At 67.7% G+C, this 24,686-nt stretch carries 17 protein-coding genes; 11 read left to right on the top strand and 6 right to left on the bottom strand.

What is annotated here, in order from left to right; translation table 11 throughout:
• Both ABTZ59_RS33505 and ABTZ59_RS33500 read right to left on the bottom strand, forming a co-directional pair.
• The coding region (locus tag ABTZ59_RS33505; protein ID WP_351422998.1) for a hypothetical protein at positions 1 to 1,704 on the bottom strand (1,704 nt) is incomplete at its 3' end.
• 24 nt (positions 1,705 to 1,728) lie between these two features.
• A complete protein-coding gene (locus ABTZ59_RS33500) occupies positions 1,729 to 2,334 on the bottom strand; it encodes a helix-turn-helix domain-containing protein (protein WP_351422992.1) in 606 nt (201 codons plus the stop codon).
• 1,046 nt (positions 2,335 to 3,380) lie between these two features.
• Here ABTZ59_RS33500 and ABTZ59_RS33495 point away from each other — a divergent pair.
• From ABTZ59_RS33495 to ABTZ59_RS33460, 8 genes are all read left to right on the top strand, one after another.
• Entirely contained in the window at positions 3,381 to 3,884 is a 504-nt protein-coding gene (locus tag ABTZ59_RS33495; RefSeq protein ID WP_351422988.1) for a hypothetical protein, read from the top strand.
• A 172-nt stretch (positions 3,885 to 4,056) separates the two neighbouring features.
• Positions 4,057 to 4,800 carry a hypothetical protein gene (locus tag ABTZ59_RS33490; RefSeq protein ID WP_351422985.1) on the top strand — a complete coding sequence of 248 codons (744 nt, stop codon included), beginning with the start codon at positions 4,057 to 4,059 and terminating at the stop codon, positions 4,798 to 4,800.
• A gap of 529 nt (positions 4,801 to 5,329) precedes the next feature.
• On the top strand, positions 5,330 to 6,001 hold the full coding sequence (locus tag ABTZ59_RS33485) for a TnsA-like heteromeric transposase endonuclease subunit (RefSeq protein WP_351422982.1): 672 nt from the start codon (positions 5,330 to 5,332) through the stop codon (positions 5,999 to 6,001).
• Positions 5,998 to 8,163, top strand: a complete 2,166-nt coding sequence (locus ABTZ59_RS33480; RefSeq protein ID WP_351422979.1) for a TnsB C-terminal domain-containing protein — start codon at positions 5,998 to 6,000, stop codon at positions 8,161 to 8,163. Before ABTZ59_RS33485 ends, ABTZ59_RS33480 begins: the two co-directional genes overlap by 4 nt.
• The gene (locus ABTZ59_RS33475; RefSeq protein ID WP_351422976.1) at positions 8,151 to 9,185 is read left to right on the top strand and encodes a TniB family NTP-binding protein; all 1,035 of its coding nucleotides are present in this window, start codon (positions 8,151 to 8,153) and stop codon (positions 9,183 to 9,185) included. Before ABTZ59_RS33480 ends, ABTZ59_RS33475 begins: the two co-directional genes overlap by 13 nt.
• A 159-nt stretch (positions 9,186 to 9,344) precedes the next feature.
• Positions 9,345 to 10,457, top strand: a complete 1,113-nt coding sequence (locus ABTZ59_RS33470; RefSeq protein ID WP_351422973.1) for a hypothetical protein — start codon at positions 9,345 to 9,347, stop codon at positions 10,455 to 10,457.
• Positions 10,458 to 10,593: 136 nt separating this feature from the next.
• Positions 10,594 to 11,763 carry an endonuclease domain-containing protein gene (locus ABTZ59_RS33465; RefSeq protein ID WP_351422970.1) on the top strand — a complete coding sequence of 390 codons (1,170 nt, stop codon included), beginning with the start codon at positions 10,594 to 10,596 and terminating at the stop codon, positions 11,761 to 11,763.
• A gap of 238 nt (positions 11,764 to 12,001) precedes the next feature.
• The gene (locus tag ABTZ59_RS33460; protein ID WP_351422965.1) at positions 12,002 to 13,000 is read left to right on the top strand and encodes a hypothetical protein; all 999 of its coding nucleotides are present in this window, start codon (positions 12,002 to 12,004) and stop codon (positions 12,998 to 13,000) included.
• 113 nt (positions 13,001 to 13,113) lie between these two features.
• On the opposite strand, the gene ABTZ59_RS33455 is transcribed toward ABTZ59_RS33460, so the two are convergent.
• The 3 genes from ABTZ59_RS33455 to ABTZ59_RS33445 all read right to left on the bottom strand — a co-directional run bounded on the left by ABTZ59_RS33455 (position 13,114) and on the right by ABTZ59_RS33445 (position 16,909).
• Positions 13,114 to 13,863: a hypothetical protein gene (locus ABTZ59_RS33455; RefSeq protein ID WP_351422962.1), complete on the bottom strand. Its 750-nt coding sequence runs from the start codon at positions 13,861 to 13,863 to the stop codon at positions 13,114 to 13,116.
• Positions 13,844 to 16,108: a hypothetical protein gene (locus ABTZ59_RS33450; RefSeq protein ID WP_503003810.1), complete on the bottom strand. Its 2,265-nt coding sequence runs from the start codon at positions 16,106 to 16,108 to the stop codon at positions 13,844 to 13,846. The genes ABTZ59_RS33455 and ABTZ59_RS33450 overlap by 20 nt, the downstream gene beginning before the upstream one ends.
• 123 nt (positions 16,109 to 16,231) lie before the next feature.
• A complete protein-coding gene (locus ABTZ59_RS33445; RefSeq protein WP_351422955.1) occupies positions 16,232 to 16,909 on the bottom strand; it encodes a hypothetical protein in 678 nt (225 codons plus the stop codon).
• A 1,502-nt stretch (positions 16,910 to 18,411) separates the two neighbouring features.
• Here ABTZ59_RS33445 and ABTZ59_RS33440 point away from each other — a divergent pair.
• Positions 18,412 to 18,879 (top strand): J domain-containing protein, encoded by a 468-nt coding sequence (locus ABTZ59_RS33440; RefSeq protein ID WP_351422952.1) that lies wholly within the window; start codon positions 18,412 to 18,414, stop codon positions 18,877 to 18,879.
• 353 nt (positions 18,880 to 19,232) lie between these two features.
• Here ABTZ59_RS33440 and ABTZ59_RS33435 read toward each other — a convergent pair whose 3' ends face one another.
• A complete protein-coding gene (locus ABTZ59_RS33435; RefSeq protein WP_351422948.1) occupies positions 19,233 to 20,519 on the bottom strand; it encodes a hypothetical protein in 1,287 nt (428 codons plus the stop codon).
• A gap of 962 nt (positions 20,520 to 21,481) precedes the next feature.
• Between ABTZ59_RS33435 and ABTZ59_RS33430 the strand changes: the two genes are divergently transcribed.
• Together ABTZ59_RS33430 and ABTZ59_RS33425 are read left to right on the top strand one after the other, a co-directional pair.
• A complete protein-coding gene (locus ABTZ59_RS33430; protein ID WP_351422944.1) occupies positions 21,482 to 23,329 on the top strand; it encodes a hypothetical protein in 1,848 nt (615 codons plus the stop codon).
• A gap of 92 nt (positions 23,330 to 23,421) precedes the next feature.
• Positions 23,422 to 24,359, top strand: a protein-coding gene (locus ABTZ59_RS33425; RefSeq protein ID WP_503003809.1) for an IS5 family transposase whose coding sequence is annotated in 2 segments (ribosomal slippage) — positions 23,422 to 23,826 and positions 23,829 to 24,359 — 936 coding nt in all. Because the reading frame shifts where the segments join, the coding sequence is not laid out codon by codon here.
• The last annotated feature ends 327 nt before the right edge of the window (positions 24,360 to 24,686 follow it).

The following is a 24,686-nucleotide window of genomic DNA, read 5'->3' as shown; positions in this document are numbered from 1 at the left end:
TTGGGCGAAGGCGCCGATGCCGTAGAGGAGGAGGGAGCGGACGGCGCGGGAGGCGAGGTGGGCGGCGAGGCGTTGACTGGGGTCTCCGTGGAGGTTGGCTTGGGCGGCGAGGGCGGCCCAGGCTTCTTTGAGTTTTTTGGCCCAGTCGTCGAGGGGTTTGCCGTCCTGCCAGAGGATTCCGTCGAGGATTTCGATCTTCCATGGGGTGATGGGGTTGGTGAGGGCTGTATAAATTTCGGGTGCTCCGGCCCAGGTGGTGTAGGTGGTGCCGGGGTGGTGGGGGTAGTTCCAGGCGCGGTCGCCGGGTGCGGGGGCAGGGAGGATCCCGACGTGCTGCCAGGTGGTGGGGACGGTGACGCGGACGTGCCAGTGGCCGGAGCCGAAGAGGGCTTTGGCCTGTTGTTTCTGGGACCAGGAGGCGAACGTGGCTGCGGTGACGCGCTGGGGGGTGCCGACGGCGGACTTCCAGGTGTGCTTGGCGTAGGCGAAGGTCCGGTCGTATTCGACGAGGGCGGGGAGTTGTTCGGGCACGTGGGGCGGGGTGATCAGTTCGGTGCGGCCCTGGCCTGCGGTGGCGTGGAGCAGGCCGCGCAGCTCTTCGGACAGGACGGGGTAGCCGTCGGCGAACTGGCCTCGGGCGGGGATGGTGCGGGTCCACAGGTCGCGGCCGGTCTGGGAAGGGGATCCCATGAGGACGGCATCGGGCCAGTGGACGCGCAGGGCTTTCCAGAGGAGGACAAATGCGTCGCGGACAGTGGCGGGGTCGGCACCGTCGGGGTCGAACCACTCCCCCACCGACCGGATCTCCACGTGGTGGTCGGCGTTGACGTGCTGGTAGCGGCCGACGGGGTTGCGGGCGTGGACGAAGTGGCCGGCCATGCGGTCCTTGCCACGGCCGGTGTCGGTGCGCCAGCTGGAGGCGGGGGCGTTGAGCCAGGCCGCAACCGCGTCCCTCAGGTAGGGGTGGCGTTCGGCGTCGCGGTGCCAGGGGTCGCCCGCAGTGATGTAGATCCGTTCCACGCCCTCGGGCACGGTGTACAGGACGGCGTCGAGGATCTCTCCGGCGGAGGCGGTCGGCAGGTCGAGGCGGGTGGTCTGATCGCGGTGGACCAGTACTCCGGTGGTGGTGTCGAGGAAGACGGTGGAGCGGGCCTGCTGGGTGAAGTTCGGATGGGTCGAGGCCAGGCCTGCTGTGTGGGTGAACCAGTCGTCCCCGGCGGTTCCTTCGGGGATGGACGGCAGTATGCGGGGCTGTGTCAGCACGGCGGGTGGCGGGACGGCTGCGGTCTCGTGTGCTGTGAGGGGCTCGGCAGGAGCGGAGGTCTGTGTTGCTGTTGCTGCAGGACGGGCCGGGGCAGGAACGGATACCAGGGCGCCGTGAGCCTCGGTGAGGGGGGCCGGTGTCTGGTCCGGGGCGGGTTGCCCGGTTGGTTCCTGGGCCGCGGAGGCGGCGCGAACGGCAGGTGTCGGGACGGTGGTGAGAGGGGCGGGGGCCAGGATCGGGGCGATCGCGGCCACGTCGGCAAGGCTCAGTCCGGCGGCGGGCGCGATCCGTTCGGCCTTCGCCTTCTCGTATCCGGCCAGCGCGGTGATCCGCCGGGCACGGTCCGTCTCCAGCTTCGCGAGGGCGGCCTGCGTCTTCTTGATGTCGTCCCGCAGCGCGCGCAGGTCGGCCAGCTGTGCGGTGTAGGTCTTGGCGTCCATCACAGTTCCTCGGGCTCCGGCCGTTCAGCCGGCGGTGGTCTTGGCGGTGGTGACGTAGGCGATGGTTCCGCCCGAGTGGGAGACGAGGCGGGTTCCCAGCAGAAGGTCGGCCACCTTGCGGTCGGCCGGGCCCAGCGCCGTCAGATGCTTGACGGGCTGGACGAGGTCGGTGACGTAGCCGGCAAGGATCGCGTCGGGAAACCCGTGTCGGCCTCGGTCGTCCCTCTCCCAGCGGTCAAGGCCGGTCAGAACGGCGACTACATACCCGGACAGTGTCACCGGGAGCACTCCCCCGGCCGCCACGCTCGCGGCGTCGCAGCGCCACCAGCCCCGCAGCGCCTTGGTCAGGGTCTCGGGAGGCAGGTCCGCGGAGAACCCGGTCAGCTCTTCGCTGTCGGTGCCTGTTGTCTGCTTCGCGACATCGACCCGTAGTACGGCGATCTCTCCCGCCGTGAGGTGTTCAAGCGGTGCGGAAGCTCTGTCTCGCAGCGTCTGAATCGTCTCGAGGGGCACCATCACCCGTACGCCGCGGCGGGAGAGGCCCGGCAGCAGGCCGGCGTGGACGAGCCGGCGGAACGTGGTGACCGCGCAGCCGAGTTCTTCGGCGGCCTGACCGGTTGTCAGCAGCACGACCCCACCTCTACAGAATGCGATATCAGATCAGGCATCAAATCTACGCACGCGGCTGCCTTCAGTCAATCCATACTCTGATATCAGATGACGGTTGTCTGGCGGGCGGTCCGTCACGTGCTCACACCTGTCGTCGGGCTCGCCGCTGTGCAGCTGCGGCCGAAGCCCCCGGACCGGCGCGCCGTGGCCGCCTTTCTCGGAGCCGCTCACGGCCGTCCGTCCGAGTTCCGGCCTCCCGCGACGCCCAGCGCCGCCGCCTGCGGTTGGTGACAGCGGCAGGCGGGTGCGCCACGCCTGCCGAAGATGCAGTATTTCCCGCCACCCCAGGGGGTGCTCTCTCTATGTTTCGGGCGGCCTCCGGCACCCATTGCTCGCTGGCTGCGAACAGACGCTCCTGGTCAATGCGGTCAAGGAGCGTTGCGAGTTCTGCGTGCCTGAGAGACCTTGACACGCACGGCGGAGTCCGATCCAGGCTGCGCACTTGGCATTTACGCGGGGAAGCTGTGGCCTGATCGAGCTTCGCGGAGCGCGCCGGGCGAACACCGTGGTGTCCAAACCCAGATCTGTGCGGACGATGTCTCGCCTACCTCCCGCGGCGGCGAGCGAGTCAGGCAGGTGCAAGGGGTCGCGGGTGTTCCGGCAGGTCGTGGCGGATCGGCCGGTACAGCCTCTCCGCTGTGCGCTGCGCACGCATACCTGCAGGCACAGGCAGAAGTGAGGCCTTCCATTGCTGCTGCCGCAGCTGTCGTCGCCCGGCCGCCGTCCCAACTGGCCTGTGAATCGGCGTACATCGGAACTGCCGAGTACGCCGGGCCATGCCTGTCCGGGCTTGTGGTCAATCGCAGGCGTGCGGGGCAATCCCTTCGGGTAGCTCTGATTCTTTGCGACGGAGAGGGTAGGTGGCACACGGCTTTTGCTGCCCCGGACAGGCTCGGCGGAGACTCCGGGGAGGCCTTCTGACCGTGTGAGCGGTGAGCTGTCATGCGGGTGCGCTATAAGGTCGCCCGTGAGCAGGTTCGCCAAGACGCTGGAGGGAGGGGATCCGCATGATCGACATCGTGAAACTCAAGCTTTGGCTGGAGCAGTTGGAGGAACTCGCCCCCGAGGACGAAGCGGTGAATAAAGAAGATCAACTGCTTGTTCGAACAAGGGCACGCGAGTTGCAGGCGGCACAGGAGAAGGAGGAACTCTCCGCCAGGATGGCGAAGAGCTCTCGTGCCGCGCTGGAGAGGACCAGAGAGCAGATCCGCCAGCTCCTCGCCGCCGGCACGGAAGCGCACAGCAGTTCCCCTCGCCCTCCCGAGCGCGTCAGGGTGGCGGACCAGCCCCTTCGGGGCACCGTCGCCGACGTCATCTACACCTTCCTGGAGGAGCGCAAGGAAGCCACCTACAGTGAAATCACGGCGCAGGTAGGGAAGATGCGGCCTGACGTCAGGGCTGAGAACTGCGCCCGCGATCTGGGGCGGTTGGTCACTCGGGGGCTTCTTGTCCGGCCCCGGACCGGTGTCTACCGGATCGTCGAGAAGGAGACCGAATCGCTGAACTCCTGAACCTGTAATTGCGCCCGGACATGCGCAGACACCGCCGGAGGCACTCCCAATGCAACCGACGGCGTCCAATTGCGCATGGTTTGGGCCTCACGCGCACAGCCACTATAGCCAGAACCGGTGGCAGGTTGCGCCTCGTGTCATTCCAACATGTACCGAACAAGGGGCCTCACAAATGAACCATGGATTCACCGATCCCTCCCGATGCCCGTCTGGGCCTTCCGCGGCCGAGAGAATCAGCACGGAACGTTCCTCTCCTGCCGGGCACCGCCCTCCGGTACCGAGCGGCAGAACCGTTCCCGAAAAGCAGTTCGGGGCCTTCCTGGTCGCGGCAACCCTCAGCGGTGAAGAACAACTGGTCGTCACCAATCAGGAGCTCGCCAACCGGACCGGGCTTGGCACCGAGACGGTCAGTGAAGTGATGAGCTTCGTGGACAGGGCCAGCCTCGTGAACAAGTCCCCCGGCAAATTCCATGTCACGGAGACCGGTTGGGCGATCGCGGAGATGTACCAGCAGGACGAGACGCAGGCTCGCCTCCTGCTGCAGGAGCAGTTCCTCGCCTGCTCATCGGTGACGGATCCCGTTATCGAAGCCCTGCACGACGCGCCAGTTCCACAGGAGCTTCTCGCGCAGCGTCTGCAGGAGAGGTTCTCGTGCAAAGGCCGACGGGCGCTGTATCTGCTGGACTGGCTGGTGCTGGCGTTGGTCGTGCGCCGCGACTCCTCCAAGAGGATCTCCCCCTCTGTGGCCCTCTCCGCTACGGCCGGGGCTGCCCGGCGTTCTGAGGCCCCTGCTCCCGTGCCGGAGCCCGGAGCGTTGATGGGTATGACGAACCGGGAGCTGCGAGCTCTGCCTCCGCTCCAGTACATCGCCGTGCTCGACAACGTGGCAGACCTCGTCAGCCTCGCCTCGGCCTGACGACTGGCTTCTTCGCATTTCATCTGCAGCGCGCCTCTTTGAGGCTGTCCGGCCCCGCTCCGTCATGAGCCGGCTTGTCCTGGTGGGGCGGGACCCTGAGGGCCTGTCTCCACGGGCTGCCTCCTGCTGCACATTCCTCCGGCCGGGGTATCGGGCGCTTCGCTGACCCGCCCGGTTCGTCCCGACGACGACGCTGCGCGGCAAACCATGCCTGCCGTGACCCGAGAGCCGTGGGACGGCTTGGCGTGCACGCGTGCCGACGACGGAACTCTGGCCAGCCGTCGCTGCGCCATGTCTTACTCCTGGCCCGCGGCGTGACGTCGCCTGGTTGCGCCGTGCTGCCCTCGGGCTCTTCGTTCATGTTCTCTTTCAGGAAAGGTGTCTGTTCTTCGTGTTCGACATGCGTGTGGTGAAACAGAAGGAGCCGGCCTCAGGGGCAGGTTCCGGCCGGTTGCGTCCAGGGGTGAGCCGAGTGGATCCGGCTCTGGTAGAGGCAAGGTTCGTGGACGGCGGCGGCCAGGAGCATCAGATGCCGTGGTTGCGCACCGCGAGTGAGGAACTTCTGGAGGAGTGTCTCCCGGTCCGGCGGTTCCCGGTGCTCAAGGGCAGGCGTACTGCTCCGGGGTGGTGGTGGGCGGCGACGTCCGGGCGGTCCGTCCACTACGGATTCGGCGCCATGCGCACCCAGTTGATGATGCTGGACCACGATCCGTCGGTGAGCGCTCTGGCCTGCTGTCCCGTGGAGCTGATGTGGCGGGGCCGGGGTGGTGCGGTGATCTCCCACATCCCGCACCTGATGGCGCGGCTCTGGGACGGTTCCGGGGTGCTGGTGGACTGTGCCGGCGCCGGCGGGGCTCCCCGGCGCCTTGCCCGGCGGGCAGTGCAGGTCGAGGCGGCCGCCCTGGAGGCTGGCTGGCACTACCGGCTGGTGGGGCCTCCTGCCCGCACAGTCGTGGCCAATGTGCGATGGCTCGCCGGGTACCGGCATCCGCGGTGCGCGCTGGGCAGGTTGCCGGAGGTGACCGAGTGTTTCCGCACCCCGAAGGCTCTGGTCGAGGGGGTGCGGATGCTGGGCGATCCGATCGCGGTGTGGCCTGCGGTGTTCCATGCTCTGTGGGGTGGCGTGCTGAGTGTGCCGCTGGAGTATCCGCTGCACGAGCGCACCGTCGCGGTGACGTGCCGGACGGAGGCCGGGCGGTGAGCCGACCCAGGCTTGAGATCGGCACCAGTGTGCGCTACGGCGACCGGGAGTGGAGCGTCACCGGTATCGAGGCAGCCCTGGCCTCCGGCCCGCGGATCTGGCTGGCGGGCAAGGGCAGGGAAGACGGGAACGAAACTGTGGCGGTGTTCGGCCTGGCTGAGCTGCTCGGCGATGCTTCCTTCGAGCTGGTGGGCGGTCCGCAGCGGCTGCGGGTGCCGCAGATGGGCTTGCTGTCGACCGTGTCCGAGGGCGAACGGTGGCGTGCTTTCGCTCTGGAGCGGCACGTCCGTGAGGTGGAGACCGGGCATCCGATGCTGGTTGGCAAGGGCCCGGTAAGGACTGAGTACGACCCTGACTCCACGACGCTGGCCCAGCGTGAGCAGGCGAAGGCCGATGAACTGACCGCGCAGGGCTGGGAGGACGTGAGCCGGGCAACGGTGCGCAGGTGGCGTGACCGTTACCACGCGGACGGGGTATGGGGGCTGGCCAGGAAGCGTGGGGGCTCGGCGCGGTTGAGCCGGGCCGAGCCCAGGGTGGTCGAGGCACTGCGCGCCCTGCTGCCCGTGGAGGCTCACCGCTCCCGGTCACGGGGGTGGAAGAAGAGGATGCGCAAGGAGGTGCAGTGGTGGCTGGCCGACAACCACAGCAAGGACAGCAAGGGGACGGTCCGGGTGCCTCCGCAGTCCACCTTCAACAAGCTCCTCGACACCGTGGAGGCATCCCTCGGGCTGCAGGGCACGGTGGCGCAGCGGCGGGCCCGGGCCGCCCGTCCCACGCCGCCGTTCAAGCCGACAGTGGCGCTGCGTCCGGGCGAGATCGTGATGATGGACAGTTCGTCATTGGACGTGATGGTGCGCCTGGACGACGGGGTGGCGGGGCGGCTGGAGCTGACCACCGCTGTTGATGTGGCCGTGCGCGGTCTGTGGGGGGTGCTGCGGCCGGCGGGGAGCAAGCTGACGGATGTGGCGGTGCTGCTGGCGCAGATGATGACGCCGATGGTCATGCGCCCGCACTGGCCTGAGGGGCTGGCCATGGCCGCGTCCGTGGTGCCGCACGAGCGGCTGACTGCTGTGGACGAGCGGCTGAAGGACGCGGCGGCCCGCCCCGTGATCGTGCCCGAGACCATCGTGGTCGACCAGGGCAAGGTGTTCGTCTCGCCGGCCACCCAGGCGGCGTGCGAGAGCCTGGGGATCTCGCTGCAGCCGGTGCCTCCCGCCAACGGACCGGCCAAGGGACATGTGGAGAGGCCTTTCGGCTCGGTCAATTCACTGTTCTGCCAGTGGCTGCCCGGTCACACCGGTTCGAGCGTGAGCGAGCGCGGCTCCAAGGTCGAACAGGAGCCGTTGTGGAGCGTGGCCGAACTCCAGGCACTGTGGGAGGAGTTCCTTGTGCACTGGCACCACCGTCCGCATGCGGGGCTTCGGCATCCGCTGATGCCGAAGAAGGCTCTCACCCCGAACCAGATGTGGGCGGCGCTGCTGCCGGTTGCCGGGTACGTGCCGGTGCCCCTGTCGTCGGACGACTTCGTGGAACTGCTGCCGGTGCGCTGGCAGCCGATCACCGATGCCGGCATCCGGTTCGACTACCGCACCTACGATGACAAATGCCTCAACAGCCACCGCGGGCAGGACTCCGGAGTGCGGTCGCAGAGGGGCCTGTGGGAAGTGCACTACAACCCCTACGACCCTGTGCGGATCTGGGTCCGGCTGCCGGACGGGTTCCGTGAGGTGCCGTGGATCCACACCACTTCGGTCGGTCTCCCGTTCACGCACCACGTCTGGGAGCACATCTGCTCAGTGGTCGAGCGCACCGGCTCGCGCGATGAGCACGAGGCCGAACTGGTCCTGGCTCTCGACGATTTCCTACGGCGGGCGGCCCGCAAGGAGAACCTGTCGGCTGCGGAGCGGCGGGTGGTGGCGAAGTCCCGGGCTTCGGGGGCGGTGCCGGTGCCCGAAGGCGGGATCAGCGTGCTGGACGTGCCCGCTCTGTCGTTCGGGCTGGCCGGCGTGTACGCGGCGCCTGATATCGACGACGAGACCGTCCCGGACGAGGACGACGACGTCTTCGGCCTTCTTGACGACGAACCGGAGGCCGGGCCTGCCGCCGGTGAATCCCTCATCCTCAGCGACATGAACCCGGAGGAGGACCGGTGGCTGCCGTAACCGCCGTCGCGAGCGGCGACTTCCCCGACGACGAGATCACTCCTGCCCCGGTCACGAACTCGGTTCTGTGGCAGGCAGACGTCTCCCGCCCGCGGATGATCGCGCCACCGGTCGACGATCCGTCCTGGAACAAAGAAAAGCTGCTGGACTATCACTCCGCGTTCGTCACTCTCAAGACCCCTCCCATGAGCCAGGCACTGAACGAACTGCGTGTGACACTGCTGGTGAACAATCGGCAGCGGGGCACCGCCCGGCGAGGCCTGATCGTGTCCGGTCCACCGGGGGCAGGAAAATCGACCACGCTCGCGGAAATCGGCCGATTCTTCGAGCGCAGCGAGCGGCGGCGTACTCCGGGCCGTGAAGGATCCATGCCTGTGGCGTTCGCTTCCATCCCGCCCACCTGCACACCCAAGAGCCTGGTCCAGGTCCTGGCCCGGTTCGCCTGCATTCCCGTCCATGACCGGATGACCGAGAACACCATCACCAACGCCGTGTGCCACGTACTGTGCGAGCGGCGTACCCGGCTGGTGTTCATCGACGACGTACACCTGCTCAACACTCGCACCCGGCCCGGCGCCGACACCTCCGACCAGGTCAAGACGCTCGCGGAGCGGGTACCGGCGACGTTCGTGCTGGCTGGTGTCGATGTGGAGAACTCCCCGCTGCTGAACGGGCCCCGCGGTGCGCAGCTCGCCGCCCGGTGCAAGATCGTGCGTACTCCTCCTCTGCTCAACGGCACCCCTGCGCAGAAGGAGGTGTGGCGCGCGCTGCTGGGGAGCATGGAGACGGCGCTGCGGCTGGCGCGTCACCGGCCCGGAACGCTGGTGCGGCACGCTGACTACGTCCACCTCCGCACAGGCGGAGTCATGTCCACTCTCTCCCTCCTCGTCCGGGAGGCCGCGATCCGCTCCATCGTGGACGAGAGCTTGACGATCACGAAGAAGCAGTTGTCGCAGGTGGTCCTCGACGTCCAGGCCACGAACGCGGCACGCGCCATCCGCAAACAGCGCCCCCGGAGCTAGCCGGGAGCCGCCCGGCTGTCTGCCGGGCGGCTTCGGGTGCCCTTCGCACCGTCCGGGACTGCTTCTTCTCCGGTGTTCCTTGTCTGGCCTCGTCCCCGCCCCCGTCCTGCTCGTGTTGCTCTGCTGTTAAGGACAACGTCCGTGGAATGTGTCCCCGCCATGCCCAGGTTTGTTCGTGTTCCGCCCGTCGCGGAGGAATTGACCGGCTCCTGGATCCGCAGGATGACGGCCGGCTACGGTCTGCCGGCCCAGGACCTGTTGCGCAGCAGCCTGGGCGGCTTGCACGGCGTGCAGGTGACGGGTACCCCGAACACCGGTCTGGAACTGTTCCTCAACGCGCCCGCGCGGATGGCTCTGGCCCGGTTCACCGGGTTATCCCTCGCCTGGCTCACCCGTCTGATGCCCAGTCTCGGCGCCACGCATAGCCGCCTCACGGACGATGGGAGCCTGCGGGCTGCCTGGTATGTGCCGTGCGAGGGGTGGGTGGTGGCCTGTCCTCCGTGTACCGGGCGGGCGTGGAGTTCCGGGCGGCCGGTGCTGGTGTATCCGGGAGCGGCCGGGCACATCTGCCGGCGGCACCGGCGCTGGCTGCTCGCGCATCCTGGGCGGCCGGCGAGTATCGCGTTGGAGAATCTGCCCGAGGTTCTCACGGCGCACCGGCACCATGCGGCGCTGGTGCGTGCTCACCCGGGTGCAGCAGATGTGGTGGCCCTTGCTGCGGCGGTGGTGTGGTCGTGGCAGGTACAGGGGTGGGAGGCCGAGGCGGTCTGGCAGGGCCGTGTGCGCCGGTTGGCCGCGGTCACGGGGTGCACGCCAAGGGCCGTGGTGTCGCACGCGTTGGTGTCCTATCCGGAGACGGTCGCTGTGGCCCGGCTGCTCGTCAACCCGCGCCGCCAGCAGCGGTTGCGCGAGACCGTCGCGTCGAGGGGGGTAACCGCTGCCACGGAGGGGCTGCTGCAGGAGATCGGCCGCCAGGTGGGCAGGCCGTGGCTCGCGGACTGGCTGAGTGCCCGTGCCCGGACCAGGCCTCGGGAAGCCGCCGGGGCCGATCCGCTCAGGCAGTGGCTGCTCACTGTGGCACACGGCAGTGGCGTTGAGGGCCTGTGGACGGTGCACCAGGTGGCGGCGCGTCCCGCCGGATACAGCGACCGTGCCAGTTTTCTCGCCGGCAGCCGGCCTCGCACCGTGTCCGAGGAGGCCAGGGCCGCTTTCCTGATCGGCGGCTGGGAACCGGTGTCCTCGCGGCGCCCCGGGACGGCGCCGTGCCCGTGACATCTCCCGGCCACGCAGCGGGCTCCTCCGCCCGCCATTCCCGGTATGGAGCGCACTGCGCCTGTGTCCGCGGACCGCCACGTAATACACACTTCCGCCCCGCTCACTTCCCCGCACGTGAAAGGAGAAACGCGCCATGGCGCTGATCAGTCCGGAGTACGCCAACCGCCTGCTGGCGGAACTCACCGAGGGCTGCCTCGTCCCCGCAGCCCCTGCTTCGCTGTCCCGCTACGCCTTCCAGATCAGCAACCACGTACTCATCGGAGACATCGCCGTCCGGGGTCACAAGTACAAGAACAGGTGGCGGCTGGACGAGCGGGACATCCGCAAGGCCGGCGAACGGCTCGCCTCTCTCCCGGTCGATCCCGACGACCTGGTCGACGCCCGTCTCCCGTCCGCCGTACATGGTCGGTCGTGGCGTTCACAGATCGTGCGCTGGTTCGACGACATCGCATACAAGGACCAGAGCACCAACGGCTGCAGCTGTGAAGGACAGCAACCGTGCAGCCGTGTCCGGCCGAACCGCCATGGGCTGGGGTGCGGAGCTACCTTCGAACAGGTCAAGGAACGCTACGGCCAGTGGCCTATCGCGTGCACCAGCCCCCTGCCGCTGCTGACGTGGTCCGGCAGCGCCTGGATGGTTCCGCGTGCCTACGCCGCCCTCCTCGACCGGGCGGACAGGATCGCCGCCGAGTGCGTCGAACAAGCCGCCCGGTGCGGCCGCTGCGGTACCGGCGGAGACGTCTGGAAGTGGCGCACGTCCAGTAACGCCGGCTACACCACCCTGTGCCCCTCGTGCATCACCGCCATCGCACGGCCCTACAAGGACCATCTGCGCGGCAGGCTGTATGCGTCGCTGCCGAAGAACGCGCAGCCGGAAATGTTCCTGTGCCGACTGTGTACGAGCCCGCGGCAGGCCATGTACTGGGATCACTGTCACGAACACGGCTTCGTGCGCGGTCCGCTGTGCGCCAGCTGCAACACCTACGAGGGCGGCGGTCACCGGTTCATCGACCGGCCGGGCGCAATGGAACACCTCCTGCGCTGCAAGGGCTGCCACCGTGAACGGACCGTACCCGCCCGCCACCATCCTGAGATCCTGATCCGTGCCGGCGCCATCGAGCCCCACGGTCCGTGCACACGTCAGCCCCACGGGTACGGCCGGGTACAGGAGGACGGCTCGGTCATCCTGCATCTCACCTGCTGGGACCACCCTCTCTCGCGGCGCTGGGAAGTGACCGTTCCCGCCCCCCGTGTGCAGAGCCTGGTCCGTGCCTTCGTCGAGCAAGCACTCAAAGCCGAGTAGCAGATGGACGGGCTGCCGCTGCCTCACAGGCTTCCCCCGCCCCAAAGCGGAAGCAACCGCCGGTGCCCCCGCAGCGGTCGGCCGGCGGCCAACGGTCTCTCAGATCCGTTCCTTTCCCTTGCGCTGGTCATTGCAGTTGAGCGCACAGCGCGGAAATCACCTCCCCTTACAACGAAGTGAGACTTCGAATGATGTGCACAGATACAGCGTTTCCCTTCCCGGAGGGGACGGTGTCGCCGTGAGCCTGACGAGCTCTCTCAAAGACCTGGACTCCCCCATGTCACGTTTCCTGGCCGGGCATCTGCCGGGCGTGGCCGCCCTGATCGGCAGCTATCGGGCCCAGTTGCCCCTGCGGCCGGACACTCTGAGGCCCGAGGGATCGGGGCCGTTCGACTACCGCGGGCTGGGGCGGGCGATCGATCTGCGGCTGCGAGTGGCGTTCGGCACGCCTGTCGGCTCACCGCTCACGGCAGGTATCGACCTGGCTGCCCTGGATATCGCACGGGCGATCACCCTCAGGGCCGGCCTCGCGGCCCGCGCGGCCGGCGACGAACTCCTCAGCGAACTGGAAGCACAGCAGCCAGCCGCATCTGGCGGAGCGATGCGGCTGGCCGATGAGGCCGAAGTGCGTCTGGCCCGGCTGTGTTTCGTCGCCTCCCATTTCGAGGAGGTGTACCGGGAGGGGCTGCGTCCGGGCAATCCGCTGCTGCAGGCAGATCCGGCCCGTGGACTCGACGGCATGCTCGCGCAGGTACCCGACTATGTGCCGAAAGACATCGGCCGGCTGGTTGACCTGGCCGACCGGCCCGGCGCTCTGCGGTGGGTGCTCAGCGTTTCCGGGGCCGGTCGGGTGTGCGGTCCCACCTTCGGTGGCAGCGCGCATGTCGGCGGCGCGGACGCGGACTTCATCGCGGCCAGACATCTCATCGACTGCAAAGCCACTGTCCACCCGCACAGGCAGGGCAGAGCGGAGCTGTATCAGCTCGCCGGGTATCTCCTGCTCGACTACGACGACCTCTTCCGCATCGACCGGATCAGTCTCTACCTCGCCCGCCAAGGCATGATGATCGGCTGGACCAGCGAGGAATTCCTGCACCTCCTGGGTGCTCGGAAGCCGCTGGCACAGTTGCGTGCTGCATGCCGGACTGCACTGTCCGAGCCGGAGGCGGACCCGTTGCGGCGTACGGTTCCGCGGCAGAACTCTCACCAGCAGGATTCGCTGTTTCCGGACCTGTAACAGTGGACGCCTTTGCGCTCGGCAGCCCCTCGATACAGCCCTCTGTCCTCCGGGCGCTGCCCCCCGCAGACCGCCTGAGCCAGAACTCCGCTTCTTTCGGGGAGGGGAGAATGTCAATGCGGACGGCTGTCCCCGAGAGGTATCGGTTGTAGCGTCCGGATCGCGGCAGCGATGTCCGGATCCCCGTACCGGTCGGTAAGGGCGGCCAGGGTGTCGATCAGGTGGGTCCTGGCGTCGTCGGGGAGGCGGTCGGCAAAGGTGTGGAGCATGCGGGCGAGGGGGGCCCAGCGGCCTTGCGGTGCGTGAGCGGCTGCTGCGCTGTGGAGTTGTTCGAGGCGGGTGATCGTGTCCTTGTCGATCGTTTGCGGTGCGGTGGTGAACCAGTAGGCCAGAGCGTATGAGGGGTCGCTCATCAGCGTGTCGCGCAGGGTCTGGGCTTCGTCGAGGCGGCGGTTCCGCTCGGCGCGGCGCTGTTCCTCCTCGTGTAGGCGGCGCTGATGCCTGGTTGTGGCGCCCAGCGCGTCGGGGGTGGCGGTCAGGTGTACGTGGGCCCAGGTGAGTCTGACGGGGATGTCGGGGACGTCGATGGGACGGCCAAGGAGGGTGTTGATGCGTGCCGCGGCTGGGATGGTGTCGGTCGGGGCACGGGTTGAGGTGATGTTGCGGGCGATGGTCAGTGCGTGGTCGGTGACGGCTGCCTTGGGGCTGTGATGGGGGCTGGGGGCGGGGAGTTCTTCCCAGGCTCCTTTGAGGGTGAGGGTGAAGGGATAGCCGGGGATGGAGCTGGGGGCTGGGCAGGTGATGTCGAGAGCGCCGGCGCGGGGTGTGGGCCAGCCACCGTTTTTACGGCGTGTTCGGGGCATGGTTCGGGCGTGTGGGGGCTGTCGGGTCTGCTTCCCTCATGGCGATGAGTAGTTCGTCGCGCAGGCGGGTGCGTTCGGTGGGGTGCTGCCCGGCGTAAGCGGGTTCCCAGCCGTTGGCTGCGTGGTTGAGGACGATGTAACGCTGCGCAAGGTATGTGTGGTCGGTGTCGGAGCGGTGGATGGCCTCGGTGAAGGTCTCGATGATCGCGGGCCGCAGACCGGGGTGGGCGAGGGCCGCGTTGAGCCACGTGCTGACGGCGGCTTGGACCTGGGGGGTTGCCGTGCTGTCGAGGGCACAGCGCCAGCCGGTGAGGCTCCAGGTGCCTGTTCCGGCGCCGTCCGTGGCCAGGACAGGGGTGCCGTCAGGGGTGGTCCGGTCCGCGAGGTGGAGGAAGGCGCGGCGTGCTGCGGCGGTGTAGTGGTCCTGGGCGCTGTCGAACCAGGAGGCGAGGGTGGTACGGATCTTTTCCTGGAGGTTCTCCTGGTCCCACAGGTCCATGAGGGCGTCGCCGACGGCGTCTGTGACAGAAGCTTCATTGGTGTGGGCGGCGAGTTCAGACAGGCGTTTGAGTGAGTGCTCCGGGTATGCGGAGCCGAGTTGGGCCAGAGCCGCGGCGAGAGCCCGTTTGAGGGCGATGGGGGTCTGCTTGCCGTGGGTGAGGTCTGTCGTATCAGGTGCCTTGGCCCACTGGAGGTATCGCCTGCGGGCGAGGCGGCCGGTCACGGGGTCGATGGCGGCGGCGACCAGGAGTTCTTCGGCCTGGCCTTTGAGGTGGGTGGAGTTGGCCCAGTGCGCGGTGATGGTGCGGAGGATGGTGAGGCTCTGTTTGGCGAGGGTGTAGCGGGTGACCCACTGGCTTACGCGGTCGGCCAGTGGGGTGCCGAGGTCATGGGGCAGTGATGCCGCCTGGTCTGCGGTCCAGATGGTGAATGCCTCGACGTGGTGGGGGCGGTCGACCCAGAAGTAGTCGACGACCGCTTCGGCGTATCCGGGCTTCAGGAAGCGGATGCGGTCGTCGGATCCGAGTTCCGCGCCGATGACGTGGGTGAGTTGGATGATCCCTGGGCCTTGTTGTCCCTTGGTGGGCTCAGGCTTGTCACCGAGAGCCGTGCCGAGTGCGGCGTGGGCGTCGTAGACGGTCCTGGCGGGTGCTCCGTCGAGCACCGCCGCGGCCAGCATGTAGGTGCGGTGGCTGCTGGCCGTGTGGTCGGTGTGCCAGTCGAGCAGGCGGCTTCGCCAGTTCCGGACTGACTGGACGACGGAGTCAACGAGTTCTGCGAAGTCCTTGGGATCCTCGGTAGAGCTGTTGAGCGTGACGGCGGTGCTGATTTTCTCGGCCCAGCGGACGGCCTGGCCCGGGGGCTCGCCTTCGAGGTGCTGGGTGATCTTTGGTTCGGCGAGCCACTTCTCCAGTTCGTCAACAGGGTCCTCTTGCCTGCTGAGATGTGCCCTGAGGACGGCGAGGGAATCTGCCGGTGTGAGCGGGTGGTCCAGTTCGGGGGCTTCATCGGCTACCCGCTTCCAGACGTCGGTGTGGGTGACGACGACAAGGAACGAGCGGGTCTCACGCAGGTGGCTGTCTACTTCTCTCAGATGGAGCCCGAAGCCGGTCCGAAGTGTCTCCGTTTCGTCGCGGAGGTCCAGGATCCAGCCTGTGTCCTCGTCCTTGAGCCCTCCGAGGTCCACTTTCTCGTTGGGTTCGCGGCGAACCTGTCGGATGGTCTTCGTGTGGAGGGAGGTGAGGGCGTGAAGGGCCGTGGTGTAGCGGCCGGTGCCGGCGTGGGCGTGGATGACAGCGGCCCTGTGGGCAGTCAGGATCGCGTCGATGGCTTTTGTTGTGTCGTCGCGGACGAGGTAGGCGAAGAGTTTGGCGTTGATCCATCTGTCGGGCAGGGGTGTTCCCCGCAGTCGTTGGATCTCGCTGATGTTCTGTATGCCGATGACCGTCCCGTTGTTGCCCGAGACGTTCTGAACGACTTCCGCTGCGCTCTCCTGGTCGGTACTGGTGCTGGTCTGGTCGCTGCCGTCGTCGGCTTCCAGTGCGGTCTCAGTGTCGGGCTCGTCGGTCCGGGGCGGTTCAGCCGGTTCGGCTACCGGCGCCTCGCTCCCGGAGGGGACCGTGGTCGCTTCCGGCGTGAGAGGAGTGGTTTCGTCAGTGTGCTCCGGAGGGTCCTGCGGTGCCGTGGGCGGAGGGTCGGCCGGGCCGGGGATGACGTTCGGTTCAGAGGCTGCGGACACGGGCATAGCGACGGGCGGTGAGGGCGTGAGGTCGCGGTCGGCCGTTTCGTTGAACGTCAAGGGTCAGCCCTTCGGTTGGGGCCACGGAACGATCACGCGCGGCGGGTGGCTGGCGGGCGGGCCGCGTGGCTACCCGCCGATCTGTCGGCCCTTCATGCCGATCAGCTTGGCCCCTGCGTCGACCCTCTCCACATCCTGGACCACGCGGGAGTGCCCGGCGATCTTGTCGGCGTCCATGCCGGTGGCCTCGCCGGTCAGCGTGCTGAGCTTCTGATGAACGAACGGCCCGGAGGCGGGCCGGTTTTCGCCCTCGAAGGTCAGGTGCTGGCTGTAGATGTCTTCCAGCGCTGCCCGCAGCCTGGCCAAGTTGCGCATGAAGCGCTGATCCGAGGTAGTGGCAGGTGTGCCGCCGCGGGCGTAGTCCTCTAGCGCGTCGTGCAGCACCTCAAGTTCGGCCTGGCGGGTCTGCAGCCTGTTCTCGTCGGGCTCCAGGGGCAGCTGCAGCGTGCCGACCAGAGCATCGGGGGCAGTGACGCCCGGCTCCGGCTGAGCGCCGCGCGAGCTGAGCAGGCGCTCCAGACGCTGAAAGACAAAGGTCAGCGTGGCGGGCAGGGCTGCACCGATCATGGCGATCTCAGTAGCATCCGGCAACTTTCGCTCCTCAGTCATTTGAATAAAAGGGCCGTTTGATTCTTCCTGACAACCTGCACAGCAGAGAACAGTTTCGCGAAGTTGTCCAGGAAGATCTTTGTTTTCTCCGGCCTTCGATAACTTCGGCCAGAAATCGAGGGGCACCAGTTCGGTCATCCGTTCGGCCGGCGAGGGTCTCCCTTGCCGCGATCGGGAGTGACAGGAGGCTCATGCCCGTGCCGCCGGTACGGGCCTTCTTCAGGGAACCGCTCCACACGGATGTGACGCCACGCCACGTCGAGCGATGTCCGGCCACGGCTTCTGGCAGACCACCGCAAAGCCCGCCAGCTCGTGACGGGGTCGAGAATCCACCGCAGCAGATGAAGTCGCATGAGCACAGCGTCACCTCAGCTCAGTCATGAGGAGGCTTTTTCGTCGCGTCTACCGAAAGAACAGGCTTCGTGGCGAATATTTCACGCCATGCGAACTGCGAATAAAAGTGAAAGCCGGGGCCCATGCTTCTGTTGTTACTCAGGGGATTTCTGCCTACACGGGAAAGGCGGTGCGTATTCCGATCACGGGGCGCCCGGAGTCGGATGTCGCATAGCCGACGATGAGAGCGGACTGCGGACCGGTTCACCTGCGGACGGATACATACCGCCCCGCCCGCGCCCTCTGAAGGTTTTTACTCGGGGGAGGGGAGGGTGATGCACGGCGATCTCGGCGCCATTGGCCGTCGGCCCTTCCTCCCTCACCCCCTGCGAGGGTTACATCCCTGCGCTGGCCACATGCTGGCACTCGGCAGGGACAGCCCCCGGCAAGGATCGTCATCGCGCGGACAGGGACCCGCGTGCCGTCGCGGCAAGGTGTGAATCCGAGGTGTGACGGTGCGGGACCTTGACGAGGCGCTTCCTGTCGCGATCATCTCCCGGCACCCCGGCGACCGGGAAGCAGTGTGGCCAGCTGTGCCTTTCGGCTTGTTCCGCCACAAGTCCACGCCGAGGCCGGCACCAAGGCCGAGACTGACAGCCAACCGACCGACGGGGTCTGCACACTGACGGAAGTCGTACCCGGCAGAGCCGCGACCACTCATCGCCATGGCCTGGTTCGGCAAAGCAGCAGCCGCCGTGTCGGCGCCACCGGCTGGGCGGAAGGCAGCGCCGTACCGTCCCACCGCAATCGGTGCGGCCCGGGAGCGCCTTGCGACCGAGCGCGGCATCGGAGTCGTCACCTCCGGAGGCGGTCCGGCCCCCGGCCGTTCCGACGGCTGGCAGATGCCTTCGAGCGTTATCGATCAGGGCGGTATACGGAGCGCGGATCAGGAGTCTGTGTTGCGGTGATCCGGCAGGCGCCCCTGCCTCCAGTGGTGTTACGAATAAAGGCTGCGGACGGGGCCCACACCCGACCGCGCAACGGACCCCTGAGCTGGTGAAACGGCAAAAAGGAGGGCAGTCTACCCGCTGTTGCAGCCCACTTCCCTCAGGTAGGTAATACGGATAAACCACTCACTCAAATCGCTGCATTCATGGGTAAATCAACCCTCCGACCGGTAGACGATCCGCGTCCAGCGCTGCGGTGCCTGCATCACCGAAAGCGGTACGCATACGGCGATCGTCTGACCGCCTTGATCTCCTGCTGCTAACAGTGAGCAGAGCACAGCAAGCAAGGGAGACAGCCACATGGCACGGCAGGTTCGTTCGGTGCGGGAGCAGGAAGGTGTCGCCGTTCAGCGGCTTGAGTGTGCGCAGTGCGAGCTGAGCTGGAACCGGCCCCGGAAGCCGGGGCCGGTTCCCCGATTCTGTTCGGACGCGTGCAAGCAGGCCAACTGGCGTGATCGGGTGGGGAAGCAGGAGTACAACCGGCGCCGCAGAGAGAGCACGGAGCGCCGGGCCCGGGCATCGCAGATCCGCAGTTACCACGCGGAGTTCGACCGCATCACCGCCGCCACGCCCCTCCCCGCCGGGCGGGCTTTTCCGCTCCTCCATGAACTTGCCGGCACCATCCGCTCGGCCTCGGACCCCGCATCACTGGTGCGGCTCTACAGAACAGCATCCGTGGCCTGGCACCCCGACAAGCCTGGCGGCGACCACAAGGTGTTCCAGCTCCTCCAAGAGGCCTACCGGCAGGCCAAATTACTCACATCCTGACAGGGTTCGAGCGAACAGACCCGGCGTCAGAACAGCTGGGCGCACGCAGCGAGGGGTATGGCCGAGTCCCACAGTCGAAGCTTCCGGGACGCCACGGTGACGTGCTGTTTCTGCCGTGTCCCTCGTCGTGCTACTGCTCGGCCCCCTGCAGCTCCGCTGCCGCGACGTCCTTGTCCGGCGACCGGGACGCGGGTGGGGACGGCACTCTTCCATGAACTCGGGCACCTTGAGACAGCCGGATGAAGGCATCGGTGGGCCGAAGTGTATCCAGGCCCACCGTAGGCAGTTACCGAACGGGGCGATCAAGGTAACCCGCTGTCATATACAGGGCTCCTTGGGCAGGCGGTCCGCGGTCAGGGCGTGCCGGCCCTCGACTCCCCGATGAGGGTTCCCAGGGCTTTGGGGGCGTTGGGTGTCAGTCGGAGCGCACTGCGCCGGAAAGCTTCCCAGGCTTCGCCGCGGTCCCCCAGTTCCTGGAGCAGTAGGGCCGCGACCGCCGGTGCGTGCTCGGTATGGGCCAGGACCAGAACCGCGGGCAGTTGTCCGAGGTGAGAGGCATCAGCGTAGCGGGAGTTCAGGATGGCCTGTGCGGTTTCGCGGCGGCGGGCGGCGGGGCCTTTGAGGGGGAGAAAGGCGGACAGTGCTGCCGTGGGGTCGTTCTGCTCGGCGAGGTTGTCGTCGGACGGGACAGCAGGAATGGCGGGCTGGTGGGACGGCGCCGGTGAGGCCGGAGCGGTCCGGTGGGCGCGCTCCAGGGCCTGGTTGACGATGCGGGCCGCGGTGTCACGGGTCAGCTCATCGGGGTGTTCGATGAAACGGGCGGCCACGGTTTCGCCGAGGAACGGAGCGAGCAGGGTGAGTGCCTCGGGCGGGCAGAACGGGTTGAGGGCCAGAGCGCCGGCGGCCTGTGAGCGGGCGGCGGTCCACTCCGGCGTCTGCCGCCGGTGCCGTTGCCAGGTCGGAGGGGCGGCCTGGTCCAGGCATCGGGCGGCGTCCCTCAGGACATCGGGTGAGGTGCACACTCCGGCAAGTGTCTCGAATACGTCCCAGGCGCTCTCGTAGATACCTTCTTCACCTACTTCGCCCGTCAGCTCGGCGGCGGCCGCGGCGACGGCATCGCGCAGGGCAGGCCCGTGAAGCAGGAAGGCCCGCGGGTGCCGGGTGGTGGTCCGGGCCACGCTGTCGAGGGTGAGGGACGCGCCGAGAGTGCCGCAGAAGAGGTCGTCCTTGTCCGCGTCTTCCTCTGAGACCGCAGGGAATGCCACTTCCAAACACGCCAGCAGCACAGAGTCGTCGAGGTCGTCCGCGCGATGGAGGAGAATGCCTGTGATCATGCGGCCGAACTCGGCGTGGCGCACGAGCGCCGGCCAGAGAGGACGCGCGGGTGCTGGTTCGAGGAGTGCCCACACATCGTCGTGCCATGCCTGGGAGACGGAGTGCAGCTCTTCGCGTTCCGCTTTGGTGAGGTCCCTGAAGTCGCCGCTGAGTGCGACGGGACGGCGTGCGGCCGCACAGATCAGGGCACAGCGCACCCGCGGATCGGCGGGATTCCACGCCATCGTCACTCGGCGTGCGGCGTGGTGATCGAGCTGGTCGATGAGTGCGAGCAGCGTTTCTGTCAGATCGCGGCCAGAGCTCATGGCCACCATCAGTACTGTCTCGGCTCCCAGCCGGTGAGCCGCAGCCTTCAGGTGGCCGCCTGTCACCGCTGATGTCGACAGGAGGGCTGCCAGTATGCGCGAGTCCCGGGTGTCCTGGACCATCTGATGGCGTATTTCGTCTCCGAGGTCCGGCCGGACAAAGAACCGGGCGGCAACCTCCGGGTGCTGCCGTTCAGTGAGAGCTGCGGCCACAGCGCGCTGCTGCACCGGTGACAGGTTGGGAGTGTCCGCGAGTACGTCCCAGAATGAATGCGCGTGCATGAGAGATGAAAATAGCGGCCCTTGCCGGTTCCTGGGTGGCGGGCACGACGAGGCCGGCCCCCGGCAGGAGCCATCTGTGGTTCGGAAAGCCTGCAGTTCCTTGACGAAGCCGCCGGTGCGGACGCGAGGGGCCCTAGAGGGACGGTCGGTGACCGCGAGGACCGCAGGCCGGGCGGCGGCCCTGAAGTTCCGCGCCCCCTACCTCCTGTTACCCCAGGCGGAGCCCCGTCTTGAAACATCTGCAGGGCGCGGGAGCTGCTGGCAGCCGTGTCCGATCCGGCAGTGGGTGAGGGGGTCTTCCCCTGCCGGTGATTCACTCGGCTCCTGGACGCAACGGGCCTGGGTGGACGCAGGTGAGACAGCTCTCGGGGCGCCACTATGTGACCGCATGCTGCGCCTGCTGTCCGTCGTCGGCCGTCTCCACGGCTTCGATGGTCTGGCCGGTCCGATGTATCGGTGAGGCCGTTTCGTCAAGTTCTCTGGCTCGATCCTGTGACGGCACGCCCCGGGAACTGCTGACCGGGTCGTGGCTGGTTCCGGGTGAGCCCTGATCTCCCGGAGTCGGCCGCTTGCGTTCTCGTGACTGGCAGCGATCTCGGTATGAGGGCGGGGCGTCACCCATTTGGCGGCGGCTCGTTTCCATCGAGGGGGTACAGCGCGAGCCGAGCCGAGGAGTAGCAGTGGGCCCGTCGTTTGTCATCGAAAGACTGGAGTTCCAGCGGGGTGGTGTCTGGTATGTCCGTCACTTCACCGGTCTGGTCACCTTCCTGGTCGGGCATTCGAAGTCGGGGAAGTCGACCGCCGTCGAGGCTCTGCTGTATCCGCTGGGGCTGATGAACACGACGGTCATGCCGGAGGTACGCGCCTGCCAGCTTGTCCGGCTGGTCTTCCGGGTCGCCGGCACTCGCTGGCAGGCGACCCGGAGCGGGGCGGATCACCGGGCGCGGGTCCTGCTGAAGAATCTTGACGCCCCGGACGGGATCGAGCATTCGCTGCCGGTCGTCACGGCCAAGACAGGGGAGAGCACGGCGGGCGCGTTCGTCCAGGACCTGCTCGGTCTGCCGGCCGCGGCCCGGGGAACGACCCGTGTCGGGCTGGACGCGTTCTACGGCACCGCGATGGCCCTGCGGCAGAACACGATCGCCTCCGAGTTCCTCGGCGGGGAGAAGGACACCGCGCGGGTCCTGGCCCTGGAGGTGGTTCTCGGGCTGTGGAACGAGGGCCTCGCGGGCCTGGAGAAGAACGCCTCCGAGACCGAGTCCCGCCACCGGGCTGCCCGCTCCGCGCTCAGCCAGTTCAAGAAGCTCCGCGACACCGGCGCGCTGGCCGACCCGGACGGTATCCGTGCCGAGCACGAACAGAAGCTCCGTGAGCACCACGCGGCGACCGAGCGCTGGCAGAAGGTTTCCGGGGATCTGACGGCCGCGGTCGGGGAGCACGGGCGGCTGATCGCCCTGCACAAGGCAGCCGAACAGCAGCGCCGCAAGGCCGCCAAGCAGGCCGATGCCGCACAGGCCAAGATGAATGTCGCCGCGACCGACCAGGCACGGGCGGAAGGTGAACTCGACGCCCTGCTCACTCCCCTGCCCCAGGACTGCACCCGGTGCGGACAGATCCTTCCCGAACGTGAGCCGGGGCTGTGCCCGCAGTGCGGGCGGCCCCACGCCGACGGCGAAGACCGCCGTGAGCGGCAGATCGCCGCTGCCCGTGTACAGGCGGAGCGGCTGCGGCTGAAGACCCAGAGGCTGCGCGACGCTGCGGAGGCCGCCGCCTCAACAGCACAGGAGGCTGAAGAGGCCGCGGCAGACGCCCTCGCTGCCCGAGACGCCTACGACCAGGACCATCTCGCTCCTGCGCGCAAGGCGGCGCAGCAGGCGGAGAGGGACGCTCATGGTCTGAGCCGGGATGTGGCCCAGCTCAAGCGGCGGCTGGACGACGCCGACTACATCCGCGCCCAGGAGGCCGTCGTCGGGACGGCGAGGGAGGCGATGGAGGCGGCGCAAGACGCCCGTGACGCCGCCAAGACCGCGCACGAGGTCCGCCGCAAGGAAGTCACCGGCCGGTGGTCGGAGTTCTTCCTCGAGCGGCTGCGGCAGATCAATCCGGCTGTCGAGACCGCTTCCATCGACCCGGAGGACTTCACCGTCCGGGTGAAGGAACACAACGAACCCGACAAGACGTTCACCGACATCTCGGTGGGGGGCAGCCCGAAGGTCGCCACGAACGTCGCGATGCTCCTGTCCCTGCGTGACCTCGGCCGGGTGGATGCCCTGGTGAGGGTGCCGCCGCTGCTGATCATCGACTCGCCTCTCTCCGGCCTGGGCTCCACCGGCCTGGACCACGACACCGGTCTGCGGCTGATGGACACGCTCATCTCCATCGCTGACGATCCCTCGCCCGACGGCTACGCCTGCCAAGTCATCGCCGCGACCAACGACGCACTGCCCCGCGCCTATCCCGGCGTTCGGGAGATCCGTATCAATGACCACCATCGATTCTTCGACCACGCACCGTTGCACGACAGCTGAACACCGCGCGCGCCGGAAACAGTGCTCCTCCCCTAGGTTCTGTTTCTCGGATCTGGTGACAGGGCCTGGTGTGCAGGTCCAGGCTCAGTCATGTGACTGGACGAGGGGCGTTAACGAACGCGGAGTGGGAGCGTCTTGAGCCGCTCTTGCCTCGTGGTGGGAGTCGTGGTGGTCGCTGGAGTGACCACCGCAAGGTGATTGACGGTGTTCTGTTCCGGGTCCGGACGGGCGTTCAGTGGCGTGATCTGCCTGAGCGGTTCGGGCCGTGGGAGACGGTCTACAAGCGGCATCGTCGCTGGTCGGCCGACGGCACCTGGGAGCGGTTGCTGGTGCAGGTCCAGGCGGAGCAGGACGCTTCCGGCGGAATCGACTGGGATGTGTCGGTGGACTCCACCACCGCGCGAGCTCACCAGCACGCGGCCGGGGCGCCGAAGGCCGTGCCTCCGGAGTTTCCTGCGCCAAAGGGGGCCCACGACGGGACGAAACGGGGCGATCAGGTGTGGCGGAGTCTGTCCGTCCGGCTGGCGGAGGTGGTCAGGCAGGAGAGTGCTTAGGCCGTTCCCGTGGCGGCTTCAGCACCAAGATTCACCTGTCGGCCGAAGGTCGGTGCCGGCCGGTGTCGGCGCTGCTGACACCCGGGCAATATGGCGACAGTCCGCAGTTCGAGGCGGTGCTGGAGAAGATCCGCGTGCCCCGCGTCGGACCTGGTCGGCCCCGCACCCGGCCCGACAGCGTCAGCGCCGACAAGGCATACAGCTCCCGCGAGAACCGTGCCTATCTGCGGCGACGCAAGATCCGGCACACCATCCCCGAACCCCGTGACCAGCGCGCCAACCGCCGCAGGCGCGGCTCGACCGGCGGAAGGCCAACCGGATTCGACAAACAGCGATACAAGAAGCGCAACGTCGTCGAGCGGGCGATCAACCGCCTCAAGAACCACCGGGCCGTGGCCACCCGCTACGACAAACGCGCCTACGTCTACCTCGGAACCGTCACCGTCGCATCCTTGGTCATCTGGCTCCGTACATGATCCAGGAAACAGAACCTAGGGCTTGACCTCCGGGGAAGTGATCTCTCGGGGCGCCCCATCGGTCCCGGCTCTGGCAACTCCTCGTGCTGCATCAGGCGGGAGCAGCGGGCGGAGGATGGCCACGTGGCCGCTGAACGCCGCTCAGAACAGGGTGAACAGTTGCCCGCCCGACGCTGCGTCTGCGCTTCCCGCGTCTGTCCAGGTGTGCGGGAGGCCCGCGCCGACGGCCGGCACCGGCTCTTCGGACACGCGACAGGATCAAGGGGGCACAAGGGGGACGGATGGAGTTGTCCGGAGCCGTGGAAGACATCGTCTGCCCAGGGCAGC

Origin of the sequence: Streptomyces sp. NPDC094034, assembly GCF_040303865.1 — a bacterium.
Lineage (GTDB): Bacteria > Actinomycetota > Actinomycetes > Streptomycetales > Streptomycetaceae > Streptomyces.
This window is presented reverse-complemented; position numbering and strand designations above follow the sequence as displayed.

What these genes read in the sequence shown, in the direction of transcription:
- ABTZ59_RS33470 (WP_351422973.1), top strand. Translation starts at nt 9,345, where the DNA reads ATGCCCAGGTTTGTTCGTGTTCCGCCCGTCGCGGAGGAATTGACCGGC.
- ABTZ59_RS33455 (WP_351422962.1), bottom strand. Translation starts at nt 13,863, where the DNA reads ATGCCCCGAACACGCCGTAAAAACGGTGGCTGGCCCACACCCCGCGCC.
- ABTZ59_RS33495 (WP_351422988.1), top strand. Translation starts at nt 3,381, where the DNA reads ATGATCGACATCGTGAAACTCAAGCTTTGGCTGGAGCAGTTGGAGGAA.
- ABTZ59_RS33485 (WP_351422982.1), top strand. Translation starts at nt 5,330, where the DNA reads ATGCCGTGGTTGCGCACCGCGAGTGAGGAACTTCTGGAGGAGTGTCTC.
- ABTZ59_RS33450 (WP_503003810.1), bottom strand. Translation starts at nt 16,108, where the DNA reads ATGCCCGTGTCCGCAGCCTCTGAACCGAACGTCATCCCCGGCCCGGCC.
- ABTZ59_RS33435 (WP_351422948.1), bottom strand. Translation starts at nt 20,519, where the DNA reads ATGAGCTCTGGCCGCGATCTGACAGAAACGCTGCTCGCACTCATCGAC.
- ABTZ59_RS33445 (WP_351422955.1), bottom strand. Translation starts at nt 16,909, where the DNA reads ATGACCGAACTGGTGCCCCTCGATTTCTGGCCGAAGTTATCGAAGGCC.
- ABTZ59_RS33465 (WP_351422970.1), top strand. Translation starts at nt 10,594, where the DNA reads ATGGCGCTGATCAGTCCGGAGTACGCCAACCGCCTGCTGGCGGAACTC.
- ABTZ59_RS33490 (WP_351422985.1), top strand. Translation starts at nt 4,057, where the DNA reads ATGAACCATGGATTCACCGATCCCTCCCGATGCCCGTCTGGGCCTTCC.
- ABTZ59_RS33440 (WP_351422952.1), top strand. Translation starts at nt 18,412, where the DNA reads ATGGCACGGCAGGTTCGTTCGGTGCGGGAGCAGGAAGGTGTCGCCGTT.